This is a genomic window from Fodinisporobacter ferrooxydans, assembly GCF_022818495.1.
Taxonomy (GTDB): Bacteria; Bacillota; Bacilli; order Tumebacillales; family MYW30-H2; genus Fodinisporobacter; species Fodinisporobacter ferrooxydans.
In genome coordinates this window covers 2,049,389-2,068,622 of sequence record NZ_CP089291.1, presented here as the reverse complement: position 1 = coordinate 2,068,622, position 19,234 = coordinate 2,049,389, and the positions used below count along the sequence as shown (strand labels likewise).

The window sequence follows — 19,234 nt, the reverse complement described above, 5'->3', positions numbered from 1 at the left end:
AAAAACAGGGTTACGCTTCATTCTGAATTCGATTGGTCAGTCGTCCCAGCTTTTCGATCTCGATCGTCACTTCGTCGCCTTCCCGCAACCATACTTGCTGTTCTTTCGGATATCCCATAATCACGCCTTCCGGAGTGCCGGTCAAAATCAAATCTCCCGGTTCTAATGTCATATACCGAGACAGGTAGCTGACAATTTCGTCACAATAGAAAATCATATCTGCCGTATTGGAATCTTGGCGCAACTGTCCATTCAGGTAGCAGCGGATCGCAAGTTCATTGGGATTGCCAACTTCATTCGCTGTCACGAGATATGGACCGATGGGACTAAATCCATCACAAGCTTTGCCGAGCAGCCATTGACTGGTGCGGAATTGCAAATCACGGGCAGACAGGTCATTCGCATTGCAATAGCCAAATACATAATCCAACGCATGCTCTTTCTCCACATGTTTTGCTTTTTTGCCAATAACGATGGCCAATTCCGCTTCATAATCGAATTGTTCGCCGTCCGTTGGAAGAGACACAGTATCACCATGTGCGGCAATTGCATTTTTAAATTTATTAAATAATACGGGACTTGTGGGAATTGCCATATTGGATTCTTCCGCATGCTTCCTGTAGTTCAACCCAACACAAATAATTTTCCCGGGATTCGGAACACAAGGGCCGATATTTAATTCTTCCTCCGAATAGAAATAGTCGTTGTTCGTTTCTCCTGCAAGTGCTTGTGACACGAGATTTTCCAGATGTTCAATTCCATTGGCATTTCCGTCTAATACTTGATCGATGGTTTGTGGAATTGCCATCTCAGTTGCAAGTGCAGCCGCCGCCTTTGCAACATCCAAAATGCCGCGGTCTGTTTTGACACCCAGTTGTAGTCCATGTAATGTACGGAATGTAAGTAATTTCATTGATTTCGTCCCTGCTTTCTATTTTTAAAAATGAAAACTATGTAAAACATTTATTTGTTGCCGTGTCCAAAACGCCAAGCGATTAACCAGAATAACCAGATTGACGTTCCATCGATCTGCCAGATTCTGTACTAGAATACGAATGGCAGTTTTCGATTATGCCATTTTCCCAAAGGTGGCTCCCCCATCGATATAGAGAGGCGCGCCCATCATAAACTTGGATTCATCGGAAGCAAGGAATAATGCGGCCTTTGCCACGTCTTCCGGCTTGCCAAGATCACCGCTCAGTTGCCGTTTTTTCAGAGTTTCAAAGGCTTCTTCCGGATTGTCATAGGATGTTCGCAAGTAATTTTCCACAAAAGGAGTCAGAATCGTACCGGGAAGTAAAGCGTTTACACGAATGTTATAGGGAGCATAGTCCACCTGCATGGATTTGGTCAGTGCAAGCACGGCGCCTTTTGTCGCAGAATATACCGCCCGCCGCATCAATCCGATCTCGGCAATGCAGGAAGACATATTGATGATGCAGCCCGTCTTGCGCTCCATCATATGGACAACGACATATTTGCTCGGCAAAAAAACTCCCTTGATATTCACATTGACCACTCGATCCCAGAGTTCTTCACTTGTCTCATGCACACTGCCGACACCGGAAATTCCCGCATTATTGAACAGCACATCAATTTTTCCATACTGCTGCAGCGCCTGTTTGACCATTTCTTCTACTTCAGCGGCGTTTGTCACATCTGCCTGAAGGAAACAAGCTTCGCCGCCATTTTGCCGTATCTCCTGTACGGTTGCCATACCCTGTTCATGGGAAACATCATTTACAATCACCTTGGCACCTTCGCTTGCAAACAATAGCGCCGAGCTTTTGCCGATCCCGGAACCAGAACCTGTAATTAGAGCAACTTTTTCAGTCAGCCTCACCCTTCTACTCTCCTTTCCTCACAAAACCGGCACGACTTGAGATGCGTAGTGCCAATTGAAGAATTTCACGAATTGCCATTTCCCACTTTTCCTTCCAACTGGTTTCTACCATGGAAACACTAACTGCCCCGATGATTCGTCCTTCATGATTGAAAATCGGTGCGGCAATACAAAAAAACCCCTGTACTGCTTCCTCCCGATCAAATGCGTATCCCAGCTTATGAATTTCCTGCAGCTGCAACCACAATTCCGACAAATGTTTCACCGTAAAAGGTGTTCGTTCTTCGAGCTGTCCATCCGGATACAACTGCTGCAGTGTTTGATAATCATGCTGAGCCAATTGGACTTTCCCTAAAGCCGTGGCATGTGCCGGGAATCGCATACCGGGATTGGAGACCAGGCGAATCGGCGCTATACATTCCTCTTTTCCAAGATAGATCACTTGATTCCCATCCAATACACCCAACTGAACCGTTTCTTCTATCTTTTGTACAGTCGAAATCGCTTCCAGCCGAAAAGCTTCCTGCAATTGGAATTGATTCGAAAAGGCAGCGCCAAATGCCCCGAGAGCAGGACCTAGCATATACGTATCGCCTTTTTCTTTCACAATCCATCCGATGGTCTCCATGGTATGCAATAAAGAGAACATGGAGCTTTTGTTGATATCCAATCGCGTGGCTAAATCAATGAGGCGGAGAGAACCTGGTTCAGAAGCGATCTGTGCAAGAATGGCGTGGGCCCTTTCCAATGCAGGTACCCAATACTTTGGTTTCATTGCTTCGGTGAACCTCATTTCTGTCACTCATCTGGCGCTTTGGTTTAATATAATAAACCGAGTTTTATATTAATAGTATAGCATGGATATTTTTTCATTCGCAATGAAATTTTTCAAAGTCCTATTTTCCGCACAATCAACATCAAATCCACTCACCCCCATAAACAAAAAAACGACTCAATCGAGTCGAGTCGTTTGTTAGCTGTGATCGCGCGCTTGTATAGTAATTTTCGTGATAAATATGCAAATCAACAAAGGCAAAACGCCTAAAAGTGCCCACATCCAAATCGATATTGCATCCATCTCGTTCACCTCCGTATTTCATTGTACACAAAATTTCATTGCACATACAATTCTACACACAATATGCCCGTTAGAAAAGCGAACTTTTTATGAATTTTTTTCTTTTGAATGTTTTATGCAATTTCATGAATCCACTGTGTTAATGAATCCACTGCAATACATCATCCGGATTTTATGATCCCATTAGAATTTCCACAGGCAGTATAAAAAAACTGATCGTTGTCGTAACGGCGACCGTCATAGCTACAAGTCGTTTGTTGCCGCCAAACCGTTCGATCATGATCGCGGCATTGGCTGCGGCGGGCATACTTGCTTCTACAAATAAGACGGATCCCAGGAGCCCATGAATTCCCAGTAAAACCAATGTCAATTTGGCAACAATCGGTGCAATGACAAGGCGCAACCCAACTGCAAGCCACAAATCCGTCCGTTTAAAATCCCGCCAATTTGCTTTTGCAAGCTGTGCGCCCAATACAAGCAAGACAATGGCAGAATATCCATCCCCCAAAACGTGAAAGGAATTGTCAAGTCCTTTTGGCCAGTGCCCATGCGCGGCAAACATTGCGATACCGGCGACAGATGCGTATACAACAGGCATCTTTACTACTTCAACCAACGATGACAACGGGCTTTTTGACGAATTGGAGGCGATATAGATACCGAGACTGTTCACCAATACAATCTGCGGAATAATATAAATGGCAGCCATGGAAAACCCATTTGTTCCAAACGCCAACAAAGTAACGGGAAGACCGTAATTCACACAATTGCTGAACACCGTTGTCAAAGTAATGGATGCCCGGGTGGAAGAGTCAAAACGCCCCACTTTGCCGACAACGATACTGATGCACCATAGAATCCCCATATCTACTAATGTAAATCCGAGTACAGAGAGAATACGGGAAATCGATCCGCTCCCGTCAACCAATGCGTACAAAATCAGGCTGGGAGCCAACACGTAAAGGCTGACATCCACGAGTGTTTTTGTTTGAATGTTACGGTATTTTTGCAACAATCCGCCGCTTAAAACAGCTATGACAATCGGCAATGTCACAGTCATCGCCGTATTCCAATAAGCTCCCAAAACGTATCCCCCCATTCTCTTTCCAAATATGTGAAACTTGCTTTCTCTTTTCCATCTATCCTATTAAAATTCAAAATCTTCAATCATTCTCTCATAGTCTTTTATTATGAGTTTGCGCATCCGAAATTGCAAGTTCTGGGACTACAGTTTAAAACGAAAAAGCTGCATAGGATCAACGGACCCAAAGCAGCTTTTTCGGAAATATTCACTTGCATTTAACGGCAATTGCATACCGGATTCCTAATATCCATTACTGCTTTACAGATGCCCGATACCCGCTCCACCATCCGGTAAACAGGATTCCCCGCAGTCAACCGCTTATGCCCGTGGCGCCCACGAAGCAAAGCGTTTCTTTAATGGATGCAGCAACAAAAACTCAAATAACATGGCTAAAATTCCGATTGTAATAATTCCCACCATAACGAGCGACGAATTGCCAATTTGTCCGCTGGAAGAGATCAGCCAGCCGATTCCCGCATTGCCGCCGATCATTTCTGCCGCAACGAGTGACCGCCAGGCAACACCAAAACCAACCACAACTCCTGTCAATGCGGATGGCATGACTTCCGGCAAATAGACATGCAAAGCCAACTGCCATTTGCTAGCTCCCAAGGACTGTGCCGCACGGATATGGGACAGCTTGATTCGTTCTGTTCCTTCGATTACGTTGACGACGATTGGAAAAAACGCGGCGATGACAATAACGGCAATCATCGGCGCATTCCCCAAATCAAGCAGCAAAATCAACAGCGGTGCCCATGCCATCGGCGGCGTCGCTTGGAAAATCATGATCAGCGGTGTGATGAACTGCCGGAAAGCCTTGGATACTCCGGCCAACATCCCGACGAGAAAGGCAGCAATTGCCGCAATCGAAAATCCGATAAATAATCGGTAAAGGCTAATCCCGATATGATGGTAAAATTCCGTAGAAACGACTTGTCTTTTCAGTTCCTGAAATGTTTGGAGAGGCCCCGGAAACACTAATGCGGGATAGTGATACGAGGCAGCGATCCACACTGCCAGAATAAAAGGAAAAGACAATATGCCAAAATGAAACTTTTTCAATCTATCATTCGCCCGCTTTCCGATCTGTTTATTGGCTCAAGGAGCGATCGATAAATTGTGTGATATCCAACGGTTTATCGATCAGCTTTAATTTCAAATTGGTATCGGCAATTTTTTTGTAGAATTGGATATCGTTATTCGTAAATGCAGCATCGAACGCATTTCGCTTCATCGCTGCCATCATGATTTGTGTAGGTGTATAGTTTTTGCCATTGTTTTTAATTTCCGGGACGTGAAAGGATTTAGCCAAAATCGCCGCCGCTTCCTGCTGATGTTGATGAATAAAATCGATCGATGCAATATGTCCTTGCATGAATGTTTTTACAAGATCCGGGTGCTCTTTCAAAAATGCCTCCCTAGCCAAAACGACCATTCCCGGATCTGGCAATTCTTTGACGACTTTTAAACCGCGCAGTTCCGCAAATGTCAAAAAGGGTTCACCCGCTACTGCAGCATCGATCGCACCGTTGTCAATCGCCTGTTCCATATTCGCCATATTCATTTGCACCAATGTAACCGACTGTTGATTTAACCCTGCCTCCGGTAGCAAAAATCCGCGGACGAGCAAATCTACACCGCTTCCTTTGACGACATTGCCGAGTTTTTTCCCTTTCAAATCTGATGGCTGCCGGATTCCCGACGACGCTTTGGTCAATAAGCCGAATTTTCCATCATCCACTTTGGCGATGATCTTGAATTGTGCGCCGCGAGACAACCAGTTGACGGCTGCCGGCACACCGGCATATGCAAAATCAAGCTTTCCGGACGATAAAGCTTTGTATAAGTCTGGACCATTTTCAAAAGCGAAAAACTCGCTTTTTACACCTTGCTGGTCCATCGTGTGTTTTTCCTTTGCAATAATTGCCGGAGCGTCCGCCAAAATATCTACATACCCAATCTTAATGTCTTGGACAGCACTTTTGCCGTTTTCACCTTGGCTATTTTTTGTTGCAGTACCTCCAGCACCACAGCCCGACAAAATGGCGGCAACCATAAATACCGCTGCAAACGTACCAATGATGCGCTTATTACTTGATATCCTGCTCAATATCATCTATGACTCTCCCTTTATATGTCTCTGGTATTACGTTTATTTAGATTTCATATTCATTTGCGTTTTGCGCTCCAAATCCCTCCCGCAGCGACTCCATCAATTGTCTTTTATATTGATTGAAAACAGCGGTCACGCGCAATTCCGGATAGCGAGGTCTGCCCAGTTCTATATTTAATATACGTTTGATTTGTCCCGGATTGCTTTGCAACGCGACAACCCGGTCTGACATATAAATGGCTTCATCAATGCTGTGTGTAACCAAAATTATGGTCATGCCGGTCTTTTCTTGAATACGCAGCAACTCTTCCTGCAGGAGTTCTCTCGTCTGTTCGTCCAGTGCGCTAAACGGTTCATCCATCAAAATGATTTCCGGCTCAGTCACTAATGTACGGGCAATTGCCACCCGTTGCCGCATGCCACCCGACAACTCAGCGATACTCTTGTGCTCAGAACCAGTCAACCCTACCATTTGAATGGCTTCCATACTCTTTTTCAATCGTTCCTGTTTTGCCATACCAGACATTTTTAAACCAAACGAAACATTCTCCGCTACACTTAACCATGGGAATAAAGCTAAATCCTGAAACACGACTCCGCGTTCCGGTCCCGGCCTGTCTACGAGCTTTCCATTTACTGCAACTTTTCCCTTCGTCGGGTGAATAAATCCCGCAATGATATTTAATAAGGAGCTTTTTCCGCAGCCACTGGAACCAATGATACTTAGAAATTCCCCTTTCTTCACCAAAATCGATATATTGCTCAAAGTATCTTTGGTCATATCATACGATAGAGAAACACGATCCACTTCCAGTATCGTAGAGGCGTCTTGCCCCTTCAGCATAATACCCTCCCCTTCAATTTTATTTTAAATCCGATAAAATCGATTAGTATTTCTATATTAATTAAACGTACCATTGGTTTTTACGCTCGTCAATACTTGACATATGTAGTATCCCTTGATGTACAAAATAAAACAAAAAATCCCCAGGTTTCTGAGGATCTGTAATCGCTGCATTCACTTGAACAAACTTGAACTTGTCAATTGCGGGACATATTTCGAAATACCCGGCCTGAACTTGCAAAAGGCTGAATTGCCAACATCAGATAGTTGGCGATGCCTATTTTTACTCCTTTGTTACTGTAGGAATTGCTTTCACTTCTACGTTTCCTGACAATGCCTTTGAAATCATGCAAGCTTTTTCGGCACGCAGGATCGCTGCATTTGCCGTCTCCACCTGTTCTTCCGTAGCGTCTGCTGCCAGCACAATATGCGGATGATGAATGATCTGCTCGAAATGCGTGCCGCCAACCGTACTTACGATGCCTTCTGTTTCCATTGTCAGTTTGCGTACCGGCAATGCGCGTTTTTCCAGGATTGCGGCAAGTGTGATCAGATAACAAGTGGCGGCAGCTCCCATTAACATTTCTTCCGGATTTGTTCCGGTGCCTGGCCCGTCCAGTTCCTTTGGAGCCGAGATTGCCGATTTGAGATTTCCGATCTCAAGTGCACCGACTCCATTTCTGCCGCCGTCCCAATTGGCAGTGAGCCGAAAATGATGTTGATCCAATTCCCTCTCCCCCATTTCTATCCAGTCTAACAACCATCTTCACCAGTTCTCTTTTGGAAGTGTCAAACATCTTATGTGCCAACATCCGCCAGTAATATGCCGGGAATTCTCAACGGTCTTACAGACTATCATAGCGAACATGCAAATGGCTGTTTGTGAGGTGCATCACACCTGCTCAATAGCTTCCCAATACTCGCACAGAATGACCGTACAATGCAAGAATTCGGACGGCTTTTTGCATTCGTTCGCTTGGCAATCCCTCTTCGATTTTCATGAAAAACTGGTATTCCCCCAACCGTTTTTTCGTCGGACGAGATTCCAGCCAAGTCAGGTTCAATTCCAATGCAGAGAAAACGTTTAATATATTCACCAAAACTCCTGGATGCTCTTCGCTTGGAGTAATGAGCAACATGGTCTTTTTGGCATCCTCCGATACGTATTCACCTTTCCGGACGATGACAAATCTCGTATGATTTTCCGGAAAATCATGTATGTTGGAAGCCAACATATGTAATCGCAGCTTTTCTGCAGCCCAGGATGTGCCGATCACCCCAACGGATTTATTTTGGGAGCGGATCAATTCATGTGCTGCGGCAACTGTACTGTCGAAGCTTCTCGTCTTCACATTCAAGTTGCGGATAAAATTCCGGCATTGGGCGAGGGGCTGCGGATGCGACCAGATTTCTTTCAGCGTCTCCAGCTCCACGTTTTCAAGCACCAACAAGTGCTGTTCAATATCCAGAATCATTTCACCTTGAATAAATACATCCGAATAGATTTGCAGTCCGTCTAAAACCACGCTGACAGTACCTTCAATGGAATTTTCGATCGGAACAATTCCCTGATCAATCTCGCCTTCTTGGACTGCTTCAAAAATGTCCAAAAACGTAGGAAATGGAATTCTTTTGATCGTTGCATCAGAAAAATAACGGAAGGATGCTTCTTCCGAAAATGTGCCCTGAGGGCCAAGGTATCCAATTTTCATCTAATGGTTCCTCCTCACTCCTGCTCCATGATACGAATTGTATCACAAAATTCGAATGAGTTCTGTATACTCAGAAAATTGGGAGCAGGCATCATCTTGAAACACATCATTTTGATGATGCCCTATTGCTGTTATGCAGTTTTTGTATTTTGGAGACGACATTGCAGCTTGGCGAGCATATCCTGTGTCATTGTTTGCAAATCGTACTCCGTTTTAAATCCCCATTCCCGCTTGGCAGTTGTCGCATCAATCGAATTTGGCCAACTCTCGGCAATGGCCTGCCGCATCGGATCGACTCGATACTCGAGTGTAAAGGATGGAATATGCTTTCGAATCACTGCGGCCACATCTTCCGGCTGTACGCTCATCGCCGTAACATTGTATGCATTGCGGTGCTGCAGTTGATCTGCATCCGCTTCCATTAATGTAAGAATGGCTTGCAAAGCGTCCGGCATGTACATCATATCCAGATAGGTGCCTTTGGCAATGTAGGACGCATACGTTCCTTTTTGAATCGCTTCATAATACATCTCGACCGCATAATCGGTCGTTCCGCCGCCCGGCAATGCCACATGGGAGATAAGTCCCGGAAATCGGAGCCCTCTTGTATCCACGCCGTATTTAAGGCAATAGTAATCGCAAAGCAGTTCACCCGCAACCTTATTGATGCCGTACATGGTTGTAGGTCTTTGGATGGTATCTTGTGGCGTTTGCTCTTTCGGCGTATTCGGCCCAAACGCGCCAATGGAACTGGGGGTAAAAAATTTGCATTGATATGCCCGTGCTGCTTCCAGGGCATTCAGCAATCCGCTCATGTTTAAATTCCACGCAGCCAAGGGCTGTGCTTCCGCTTTTGCCGACAATACGGCAGCCAAATGAAGAATCGTATCAATTTTGTATGTTTGTACGATTGCAAACATCTGCTTGGCATCCGTAACATCAAGAAGTTCAAATGGACCCGATTCAGTCACTGTGGTCCCTGGTTTTCGAATATCTGTGGCAACCACTTGTGTCTCACCGTAAACGTCCCGCAATTTCCCGACAAGCTCTGAACCAATCTGTCCCAACGCCCCAGTGACAAGTATCCGTTTCATACGCATATCCCCTCTAACACACCATTTTCACATTTGTAAAATGATGTGGCCGCAATGTCGTCTTAAATAACGCTCAATTCTCTTCCGGCTTTTTCATAAACAGCAAGTGCTTGATCCAGCATCTCCCTTGAATGCGCGGCAGTCGGCATATTGCGAACCCGGCCGGTTCCCTTGGGCACGGTTGGGAAGACGATTGCTTTTGCATACACACCTTCCTGGTACAATCGTTTGCTGAACTCTTGTGTTTGCATTTCATCGCCGATGATGCAAGGAGTGATGGGCGTTTGGCTTTGGCCGATGTTATATCCCAGATCTTTTAATCCCTTTTTCAAATAATCCCCATTTCTCCACAAACGGTCATGCAGCTCCGTGCTGGAGATCATGATTTCAAATGCTTTGATGCAGGCAGCCACATCGCCAGGGGGTAAAGCAGTGGAAAAAAGAAAGGGTCTGCTTCTGACTTTCAGCCAATCGATGACATCTTTTTTTCCTGCCACATAACCGCCGACAACGCCAATCGCTTTGGAAAGTGTGCCGATCTGAAAATCGATGTCGTCTGACAGTCCAAAATGTTTCACGGTGCCTGCGCCTTTGCCAAGAACCCCTGAACCGTGTGCATCATCTACATATGTGATCAAGTCAAACTCTTCGGCAATTTTTGCAATTTCAGGCAGCTTTGCGATATCGCCGTCCATTGAGAAAACACCGTCCGTAATAACCATGATTTTCTTATAGAATCCCGAGTCTTTTGCCTGTTTCGCTTGTGTGCGCAAATCATCCATATCAGAATGTTTATACCGGATAATTTTTGCCTTTGATAATCTGCAGCCGTCAATGATCGATGCATGGTTCCACTCATCGGAGAGGATCGCATCCTGTTCATCCATCACTGCGGAGATTGCCGCCATATTGCAGTTAAATCCTGATTGGTAGGCGATAGCCGCTTCTGTGTGTTTAAATTCTGCAATTTTGTCTTCCAACATCACATGAATGTGTAACGTACCATTGATCGTCCGTACGGCTCCGGCGCCTACACCATATGTCCGGGTCGCCTGCATTGCCGCCTCTTTCAATCGCGGGTCTGTAGCAAGCCCCAAATAATTATTGGAAGATAAATTGATGAGCTCTTTTCCGGCGATTTTGATCATGGGTCCATTGGAACTTTCCAATGGATCAATGACATTATAAAGTCCCTTGTTTTTTAATTCCGTCAAATGCTCATTCAGAAATTCCGATAGAATCTTGCTTGCCAACCTGCATCTCCCCTTACATATGTGCATTTTGCAACCGCTTCCGGCAGAAAGTCGGATACGTGGATGATTCCAGAAAAATAAGACAAACTTTTGAAATACAGGTAAACAACACATGCATTTGTTATTTATGATAGCACACTTTATATATTTTGTGCATACACAGTGGACAAAATACTGAAATTATTTTTTTTGCAATCCACAAGCACAAAAAGCACAATCCACCCATCCGGCAGATTATGCTGCAATATTTCGTAGCTTCCGCAATTTTTGTAATTTTTTACAACTTAAATAAACTTAAAAAACTTACTAATGCTTAAATTTTATTGCATTAATACTTATTGTGCCTTAAAATGAACGCATAGCAACAAGGTGGTGACGACTTGTGTACCAAGAGGAACGGTTAATTGGTATATTGAATTATTTGCAGGTACATCAAAGAATCAGTATTGAGGATATTTGCAACGTCTTTGAGGTATCGAGAGATACTGCTCGTAGAGATTTAGTGAAACTAGAGGAAAACAGGAGCATTATTCGAACAAGAGGCGGAGCCATTCTTCCTTCTGTAACTAAAGAAGTCCTCAATTATGAACAACGATTACTTGATGAACCAGAAGGGAAAAGAGAAATTGGAAAGTTGGCTGCATCCCTAATCAAAAATAATGAGTATTTGATTATGGACGCTTCAACGACCGTACAGTTTGTTGCAGAGTATATGTTAAATCAAAACAATGTTGTCGTTACAAATTCTATCGATATTGCCAGCATTCTTTCCAAGCAAGAAATAGGCAGCCTTCATGTATTAGGAGGGTTGTTTAATCCGACTCATCGTTTTATTTATGGTGCAAAAGCGATTGAAATGTTATCAGACTATAATGCAGATAAGTTGTTTTTGGGTACATGTGGAATAACCCAAGATGGTTTATCCATTCCTGACGCAGAAGAAGCTTATTTAGCAAGAGAAATGATACGAAGAGTTGACCAAGTGATTGTATTAGCTGACCACACAAAGTTTGGACGAAAACTTTTTCAGCGCGTTTGTGGGTGGGATGACGTTGATATTTTAATAACAGATAAAGAACCCAGCGATGAAATGATTGAAATCTTAAACCGTCATGAGGTGGATGTGATGCTGGTACGAGGTACAACAAATGACTAACCCTAAAGATGAGCACGGACTCATATGGTTGGGCGGAGTATCGTATCTTTTACTTGGAGTAACCGAAGTCATTATTGGTTCTCTGCTCCCAGAGTTGCTTAAATTTTATGGTAAAAATTACAGTAATGGCGGAGTATTAATATTTTCCCAATTTATCGGATTCCTTCTTGGCGTTTTAATTTCTCCTTGGTGTGTTCGACGATTCGGGAGAAGAAACGTATTGCTCCTTGCCTTTTTAAGTTTAGGAGTTGCACAGTTCTCGGTAAGTAAACTACCTCACTGGTATATTTTTCAGCTTGTTATACCGATTTCGGGGCTAGGATTAGGGATCATTCAGTCGACAGTCGGGGCTCTCATTCTTGAATTGATTAAGCATAAACAATCGAAAGCAATGAGCAAGCTTGAGGTTTTCTTTGGGCTTGGGTCGCTACTTATGCCATTCGTGGTTAGTATGTTGATAAAAAAACAGATATGGTCTTGGTCGTTTACGATAGTGAGTATTGCCGCTCTAATTATGGCTATCCTCTGGAAATGGTATCCCTTTGGGGAATATAACGATTACTTGAAAGAAAAGCAGCTCCATGCGCAGAAAAACAAAATGAAAGTCACAAATTCCAAACGAAATTGCTCTTTATTGATCATTTTTGTTTTATTCTTTTTTCTCTATGTAGGGATTGAAGTTAGTATTTCTAATTATATTCCATCCATTTTTATAGAGAAGTTTAAGATCAGTAATTCCTTTGCCACACTTAGTGTTGCTGTTTTTTGGAGCGCAATGGTCATAGGACGGGCTTTGACCGGAGTAATTTCTGCAAAAATCAGTTATTCTCTTTTTCTAAACCGGAGTAATATAGGTACGTTTCTCATCCTTATCTTCTTGGCGGTTATTCCTGATGTGCAAATCTCTTTCATTTTAGTCGTTTTAATTGGCTTATTTATGTCAGGAATTTTTGCAATAGCGTTACTATTGGCAAATCAAACATTACAAGGTTCAACCCAGCAAACATCCAGTCTCCTAATCGCTTCAGCAGGATCGGGCGGTGCAGTTCTGCCTTTATTTATCGGATGGTGTCTCGACACATTTTCATACCAAGCCACTCTCTGGATTTTAGCTGCATTTGCATTGTTAATGAATGTTTTTATGGTTCTAGTTCATAAATTCAGTGTTTCTGCAACAAAAAATGAAGGATTGGCTTCGCTGAATGCAGTGAAAGAGAATTAACCAGTCTAACACTTTATTTTCGTGTTTTGGACTGGTTTTTGTTTCTTAGGATTGCATTCATTGTTTGCGCATTCCCAAATCGGTTTTTGCCTGAACAAGGGTCGCGCATACCGTTTCCGCCTCTTGCAAAAGGTCTCTTCGTTTCGTCTCAATCTCTAACAGAATTTGCTTTAATTGCTGGTGCCCGGCAAGCAGCCGTTGTTCCAGCTTATAGCAATATGTATTGATTTCTTCTTCAAATTCCAGTTGGCGTTTTTTCTGCCCCATTTCAAATTGTTTCCACTTTCGTTTGCGATTTACAGAGATCTGCTGATATTGCGAACGTAAATGTTCAAGTTCCTTGCGTTTCTGATAATAGGCTTCATCCCCTGTTTCCTGTTCCCACCGATTCCGCAACTCTTCCCATCGTTCTTGCGCTACCTGGCATTGTTTTGCTAATGTTTTATACAACTTGCTTTTCCATAGTGAACCGGTCGTAAGGACAAGGAATGAAAGGATTGCAATGATCAAGCTCCACTCCGGAAACAAGATTGCCGCCCCGCCTGCAACCACCGGACAACTGATGATGCTGACAATCCGTATCCGACGCTGCATTCGATATTTCTTGCCTTCTTCAGACAAGCCTGCATGAAATGTTGAAAGATCCGGAAATTGCCGAATCGGACCGGGTGTCGGCACTGCTTGCACCTGCGCCCATACAGCTTGCAAGGAAAACGCTTGAACGTTCCCCTGATTGGCGGAAAAAGCGCCGGGAAACAATAAAATTCCCGATTTCTTCTCCCATCTGCACCACGGGCATTCAGATAAGGAATGCAGATAACTGTGACCGGTATTTTTGTTGCATTTGATAATTTTATTCGGCAATGTTTCGAGTACCTGTACCCATTCCTCGGCACTGGGACGTCCATTCTCTTGCGCGCTCTTTCTGGAAAACGCCTGTTCGAATAGCAATGCGCAAGGTCCTGTCACAGATGACAAAGGAAGAGTGTTTGGCGGTTGATGCATATGCTGCGTTTTTGCTGTTTGACTGTAAACAAAACGAAATTCTCGAATCGCCCGTTCAATTGGCATTTCGCCTTTGTCTAAATAAATCCCGGAGAAAGGATGTCGTCCCATAAAAAGCAATTGAAAAATCAGCACCGCCAACCCAAAATTGTCATGATTTTGGGTGCGCCGAATACCGCGCAAAGACAATCCTTGCAGTTCCGGCGGTTGATGTGTGCTGACTCCCACATCACAAGGAAACCGCGTTCCGTTCACAGTAATTTGGAAGCTGTCGCAATCAATCAGCTTGATTAACGCTTGGTCTGATACAACGATATTGCTGTGGTTCACATCTCCGATGACCTGCCCGCTTTCATGCACGGCAGCAAATGCACGCGCCAGGTTTGTGGCAGCATGGATGAGAAAGGAATAATTGGCGGTTGGGAATTCCGTCAAACGGGTTTTGGGTCCGTACAGTTTATGAATGTCCTTATATCCGGCAATCTTTGGCATGATCATGCCAATCGCCTGACCATTGGAATCCGTCAGCAGATCCAGCGGCCAAGCTGTAGCACGAAGCAGCGAATCGTTTTGGAGAGCGATCATGTTCAGTAGTTTGGAGCGTTTTTGTGTGTCGGCCGGCCGATGATAGAGTTTCGCCACGCGATTCGGGGTTTGTAGAATTTCATATACGCTGCCCTCACCGCCACGGCCAATTTCGCTCCCAAGTGTTACGGATTTTCCGTTCCGATCATAAAATTTTTGGTATTTGTCCACTTTCATCTTCTCCGCGTGGCCAAAATTAACGTTTTATCATCATCCGTTCGCTGATTCACGGGGAATGAATCAAGAAACGCATATAATGATTGGCAATACCGCTTCGAAACTCGTTCTTTCTGGGATCGCAAATGTGAAAAAAAAGAACGAAAAAAAGGGTTATGTGCCGTCTGCGTTTGATAATGCAATGCAAGCATTTGCAGCCCATCCGTAAACAGCGCCACTTCCTCGCAACATCCTTCAAACCGTTCAAATCGCAAGTGTTGCGATGCATGGCGATCGGTAGCAAAACAGGTAGTATTGGCATATTCCCCTTGGTCAGGCCAAAAAATCCAATTGTATTCTTCCGGCTTTCCCGGAACGGAAACAACGATAGCTCCGTCGCCAATCTGAACAAAAGCTCCATGTGTATCTGTAACGACTGCAGCCAATAATGTACAAGCAAAATCCCGTACAGAGCCGCTCACCTGATTCGCCTGTCGTTGCACCTCGTCTTGAAACATCTGCAACCATTCTTCAAAAAATGATCGATTCAGCACATCCATTATGTCCTGCTGTTCGAGACACCGGCGAATGGCATGCATCAACATGTCACAGGCAAGCTTCGATCCCTGTTCCGCGTACTTGGCGCTCCCTGCTCCATCTGATGCCACAGCGGTCAATATCGTTCCACCTGTACGGGAAGACAAAATATCACACATGCTAAAGTCCTGGCAGGCGCTGCCTGTTTTTTTATGGGAAGTGCCCGTCACAGAAACGAAAGAATACTTCCATTTCGACTCTATCATTCAACAACGCCCCAGCCATCCGGTGCTGCCGGATTTGTCAGTGGAACTTTGTCTCCGGGAGAGGAATGGGAGACAGAACTGAGCGAATTGGACAACCATGTAAACAAATCACCAAAACGCAAACCTTTTAGTTTTAACGGTTCACGTATGGAAATTTGCCGCAGGATTCCCATATTTGCCCGCTCCACGCCGACCGCAAAAAACATGAAGGATTTTGTCGCTTCTCCCTGTTTTACTTGCTCTGCCGCTTGTTCCCACAGATCTGTCGGAGCACCGTCCGTGATCAAAAAGATCCATGGCCGATAATATGCGATTCCGTTTTGCTTATAAATTTCTTTGCGTTTGCTTAACATCAAAAGCCCTTGTTCAATCGCCTTTCCCATCGGCGTATCACCATGCGCCGCCAATGTAGGCGGCTCGAATGCATCTACCGTCTGGAAATCTGTTTGCACTTGAACAGGTCCAAAGCTTACAATGGCCAATTCGACTCGCTTGGCTGCCATGGCATCTGCCATTAGCTCTTCCCTAAAAACGTGCAATCCCTGGTTTAATTCTTCTATTGGCTTCCCGATCATCGATCCCGAAGTATCCAAAAGCAAAATACAAGGGCAGCGCGGTTCAGGATTCTCTGCAAATTCCACCGCAAAAGGAATTTGTTCAAAATCTAACATCGGTTCAACCTCCACCAACGCTTCATCGTTCCGTTGCAAATCCTGTATCCTTCCATGCCGGCACAAGATCGTTCCGGTTCCGCAACAGGCATGTCTTCACGAAGCATCTACAAAATTCCCGATTTTTCATGGTTTTTTATTATACATTCGACAATTGCCAACAAAATCCTACCTTTTGCAATTGCTTTGTCATGCTCGCCATTCCTTTGGTATCTGCCAATTTACATACCAGTGGTAAACTTGTTCCGGCGGCATTGGCCGTGCAATTGCAAATCCTTGTCCCCAATAACATCCCAAATTTAATAACTCCTTGCCCAATTCCAATGTTTCCACACCTTCCCCCAACACTTTGCGTTTGGCATGTTGACCAAATGCCGCAAGTGCCGTTACGATCGCCCGATTTTCGTTGCTCTCCATGATTCGGCAGATAAAATCCCGATCAATCTTTATATAAGCAGCCGGTATGCGCTGCAAATGAACCAGTGAGGAAACGCCCGTTCCGAAGTCATCCAATGCAATCCGTATTCCGATCTCGCGACATACTTGTAAAACCGGCAAGGAAATGGCAATATCGTCTTGTCTGACAGATTCCAATACCTCGATGATGAGATATTGGGACAGAGAAGGGGGAGATGTCTGCAAAATCATTCGCAAATCCTTTAAAAAATCCGCATGCAAAAGGTAGTCTCTCGAAATATTAATCGAGATTGCCAACGGCTGATGTTCCAACAACCATTTTTTCGCTTGCATGGCCGCCGTTCGCAATACCCAGCGATCCAATTCCACTTGCCACCCGGTTCCTGCGATCATCGGCAAAAATTCCCCCGGGTTCAAGAGTCCATTTTCTGGATCTTGCCAACGAATCAACGCTTCCACACTTAGGAGCTCTCCTGTACGCAAGTGAATGACAGGTTGATAATACAGCCGAAATTCTTCTTTTTCGATGCCTTTTCTCATTCTTTTGCGGATATGCAGTTGTTGTTTTGTTTTCGTATTCCAGTCTTCTTCGAATACTTTAAAACAATTTCCACCGCGGGCTTTCGCGGCATACATGGCCAAATCTGCATACCGCAACAAATTTTCCGGATCCTCATGATGAAGAGGAAAAAAAGCCACACCCATACTTCCGGAAATCTGAATCAAATGGTCATGGGAAAAGGGATCAAAATTGAATGGTTTTTGTATGGCTTGCAACACTTGCGAAACGATGGATTGCACTTGATCTGTGTCCCGCAACTGATGGAGCACGATTACAAATTCATCTCCGCCAAGCCGCGCCACAAGATTTCCGTTTCCCGCCATACTCGCAAGACGCATGGAAATCTCTTGCAACAACTGATCTCCCACATGGTGCCCGAGAGAATCGTTGACTTCCTTAAATCCGTCGAGATCTAACAAACACAATGCCAACATCCCCTGCTTCTGCCTGACTCCTTCCATCAACCGCGGCAACCGTTCCATGAGTGCCCGGCGGTTTGGCAATCCAGTCAGTGGATCATGCTGTGCATCGTGAACCATTTGTCTTTCGATTCTTTGGCGTTCCGTAATATCATGGCCAATGCTGATCATCATTTTTTTCGATCCATCTTGGTTAAAGACAGGAATCTTGACCAGATCAAACACAAGATACTGTTCATCGCCTTGTTTGCATTCCAATTCCTGTTTGACGGGGGATCTTGTTTCCCAGGCAATCTTGTCCATCTCATCAATCCATTGGAGATTTGCTTTGGATGCAGGCTTTTGTTTCCATACATCTTCAAGAGACGAGACAGAAAAATTCTCATTTGACAGGCAAAGTAGGTCCATAGCCACTCTGCTCATCGCGATCCAACGTTTTTCATGATCTTTTAACGTAATAATATCCTTGGAATGCTCCAGCAAAATGCGCAACCGTTCCTCGCTATCTTCCAGCCGCTTTCGTTCGATTGAGACCAACATGGCAACGGCCAGACGTTTGCCGATTCGTTCCAGCACCTGAATCTGACCGGGTAAAAAACCGTCAGATTGGTTGGTATAAATGACCAGCACGCCAAATGTTTGGTCACAATCCTTCAGGGGAAACGCTGCGGAATAACGAATATCAAACAGTTCCGCCAGTTCCCTCCAGTGGCGTATTTGCTCTTCCTCACCTTTTATAAAATTGCTAAACTGTGTATGGCCGGTTCGCAATGCGTTCCCGACCGATGCTCTGCCAAAATCTGAATCATCCCATCGCGGCATAATTCCTTTATGCACGACTTGTTCCATCATTCCGGCTGCCGCTCCCGTATACGCTTGCAATACTACACTGCCATCCGGTTCTTTTGTTCCCACCCACACAAGCCTGGCAGGAATGATCTCGACAAGCCGCTGACATACCAATGAGTAAATTTCGGATACACTTGCTTTATCCAAAACGAGCTCGTCAATTTGCCCTCGTAATTCGATCAATTTTTCTACACTGCGACGTTCCTGAATCCTTTGGGAGCGGATCGATAGCGTTCGTCTGAAGTAACCGCTGCCGGAGTTCATCCGAGTGCCTCCATTCGAGAGATAATTGGCGGTTGGTTCTGCAACAAAATGGTTGTACAGATAGAAATACCCACTTAATCATGGCATACGCTTTTTTCATT

General features: G+C 44.6%; 17 protein-coding genes. 2 read left to right on the top strand and 15 right to left on the bottom strand.

Annotated elements, in window-relative coordinates:
- Nucleotides 1–10 precede the first annotated feature (10 nt).
- From LSG31_RS09975 to LSG31_RS09925, 11 genes are all read right to left on the bottom strand, one after another.
- Nucleotides 11–913 (bottom strand): fumarylacetoacetate hydrolase family protein, encoded by a 903-nt coding sequence (locus LSG31_RS09975; RefSeq protein WP_347439113.1) that lies wholly within the window; start codon nt 911–913, stop codon nt 11–13.
- Nucleotides 914–1,069: 156 nt separating this feature from the next.
- Nucleotides 1,070–1,843 (bottom strand): SDR family NAD(P)-dependent oxidoreductase, encoded by a 774-nt coding sequence (locus LSG31_RS09970; protein ID WP_347439112.1) that lies wholly within the window; start codon nt 1,841–1,843, stop codon nt 1,070–1,072.
- A gap of 4 nt (nt 1,844–1,847) precedes the next feature.
- Entirely contained in the window at nt 1,848–2,618 is a 771-nt protein-coding gene (locus tag LSG31_RS09965) for an IclR family transcriptional regulator (protein WP_347439111.1), read from the bottom strand.
- A 475-nt stretch (nt 2,619–3,093) separates the two neighbouring features.
- Nucleotides 3,094–4,005, bottom strand: a complete 912-nt coding sequence (locus LSG31_RS09960) for an AEC family transporter (protein WP_347439110.1) — start codon at nt 4,003–4,005, stop codon at nt 3,094–3,096.
- Nucleotides 4,006–4,323: 318 nt separating this feature from the next.
- Nucleotides 4,324–5,070: an ABC transporter permease gene (locus LSG31_RS09955; RefSeq protein ID WP_347439109.1), complete on the bottom strand. Its 747-nt coding sequence runs from the start codon at nt 5,068–5,070 to the stop codon at nt 4,324–4,326.
- A gap of 28 nt (nt 5,071–5,098) precedes the next feature.
- The gene (locus LSG31_RS09950) at nt 5,099–6,124 is read right to left on the bottom strand and encodes an ABC transporter substrate-binding protein (RefSeq protein ID WP_347439108.1); all 1,026 of its coding nucleotides are present in this window, start codon (nt 6,122–6,124) and stop codon (nt 5,099–5,101) included.
- A 40-nt stretch (nt 6,125–6,164) separates the two neighbouring features.
- Nucleotides 6,165–6,965 carry an ABC transporter ATP-binding protein gene (locus LSG31_RS09945; RefSeq protein WP_347439107.1) on the bottom strand — a complete coding sequence of 267 codons (801 nt, stop codon included), beginning with the start codon at nt 6,963–6,965 and terminating at the stop codon, nt 6,165–6,167.
- Between the two features lie 283 nt (nt 6,966–7,248).
- A complete protein-coding gene (locus tag LSG31_RS09940) occupies nt 7,249–7,692 on the bottom strand; it encodes an SACOL1771 family peroxiredoxin (RefSeq protein WP_347439106.1) in 444 nt (147 codons plus the stop codon).
- 175 nt (nt 7,693–7,867) lie between these two features.
- A complete protein-coding gene (pheA, locus tag LSG31_RS09935) occupies nt 7,868–8,677 on the bottom strand; it encodes a prephenate dehydratase (RefSeq protein WP_347439105.1) in 810 nt (269 codons plus the stop codon).
- A gap of 131 nt (nt 8,678–8,808) precedes the next feature.
- Nucleotides 8,809–9,771, bottom strand: coding sequence for an L-threonine 3-dehydrogenase (locus tag LSG31_RS09930; RefSeq protein WP_347439104.1), 963 nt, complete (start codon nt 9,769–9,771; stop codon nt 8,809–8,811).
- 62 nt (nt 9,772–9,833) lie between these two features.
- Complete coding sequence (locus tag LSG31_RS09925; protein WP_347439103.1) at nt 9,834–11,024, bottom strand: glycine C-acetyltransferase; 1,191 nt, start codon at nt 11,022–11,024, stop codon at nt 9,834–9,836.
- A gap of 382 nt (nt 11,025–11,406) precedes the next feature.
- On the opposite strand from LSG31_RS09925, the gene LSG31_RS09920 reads away from it, so the two are divergent.
- Together LSG31_RS09920 and LSG31_RS09915 are read left to right on the top strand one after the other, a co-directional pair.
- On the top strand, nt 11,407–12,180 hold the full coding sequence (locus LSG31_RS09920) for a DeoR/GlpR family DNA-binding transcription regulator (protein WP_347439102.1): 774 nt from the start codon (nt 11,407–11,409) through the stop codon (nt 12,178–12,180).
- A complete protein-coding gene (locus tag LSG31_RS09915; protein ID WP_347439101.1) occupies nt 12,173–13,402 on the top strand; it encodes an MFS transporter in 1,230 nt (409 codons plus the stop codon). The genes LSG31_RS09920 and LSG31_RS09915 overlap by 8 nt, the downstream gene beginning before the upstream one ends.
- 57 nt (nt 13,403–13,459) lie before the next feature.
- Here LSG31_RS09915 and LSG31_RS09910 read toward each other — a convergent pair whose 3' ends face one another.
- From LSG31_RS09910 to LSG31_RS09895, 4 genes are all read right to left on the bottom strand, one after another.
- On the bottom strand, nt 13,460–15,163 hold the full coding sequence (locus LSG31_RS09910; RefSeq protein WP_347439100.1) for a helix-hairpin-helix domain-containing protein: 1,704 nt from the start codon (nt 15,161–15,163) through the stop codon (nt 13,460–13,462).
- A 2-nt stretch (nt 15,164–15,165) separates the two neighbouring features.
- The gene (locus LSG31_RS09905) at nt 15,166–15,951 is read right to left on the bottom strand and encodes a PP2C family serine/threonine-protein phosphatase (RefSeq protein WP_347439099.1); all 786 of its coding nucleotides are present in this window, start codon (nt 15,949–15,951) and stop codon (nt 15,166–15,168) included.
- Complete coding sequence (locus LSG31_RS09900) at nt 15,948–16,661, bottom strand: vWA domain-containing protein (RefSeq protein WP_347439098.1); 714 nt, start codon at nt 16,659–16,661, stop codon at nt 15,948–15,950. Before LSG31_RS09900 ends, LSG31_RS09905 begins: the two co-directional genes overlap by 4 nt.
- A 150-nt stretch (nt 16,662–16,811) precedes the next feature.
- Nucleotides 16,812–19,133 carry a putative bifunctional diguanylate cyclase/phosphodiesterase gene (locus LSG31_RS09895; protein ID WP_347439097.1) on the bottom strand — a complete coding sequence of 774 codons (2,322 nt, stop codon included), beginning with the start codon at nt 19,131–19,133 and terminating at the stop codon, nt 16,812–16,814.
- Between the last annotated feature and the right edge of the window lie 101 nt (nt 19,134–19,234).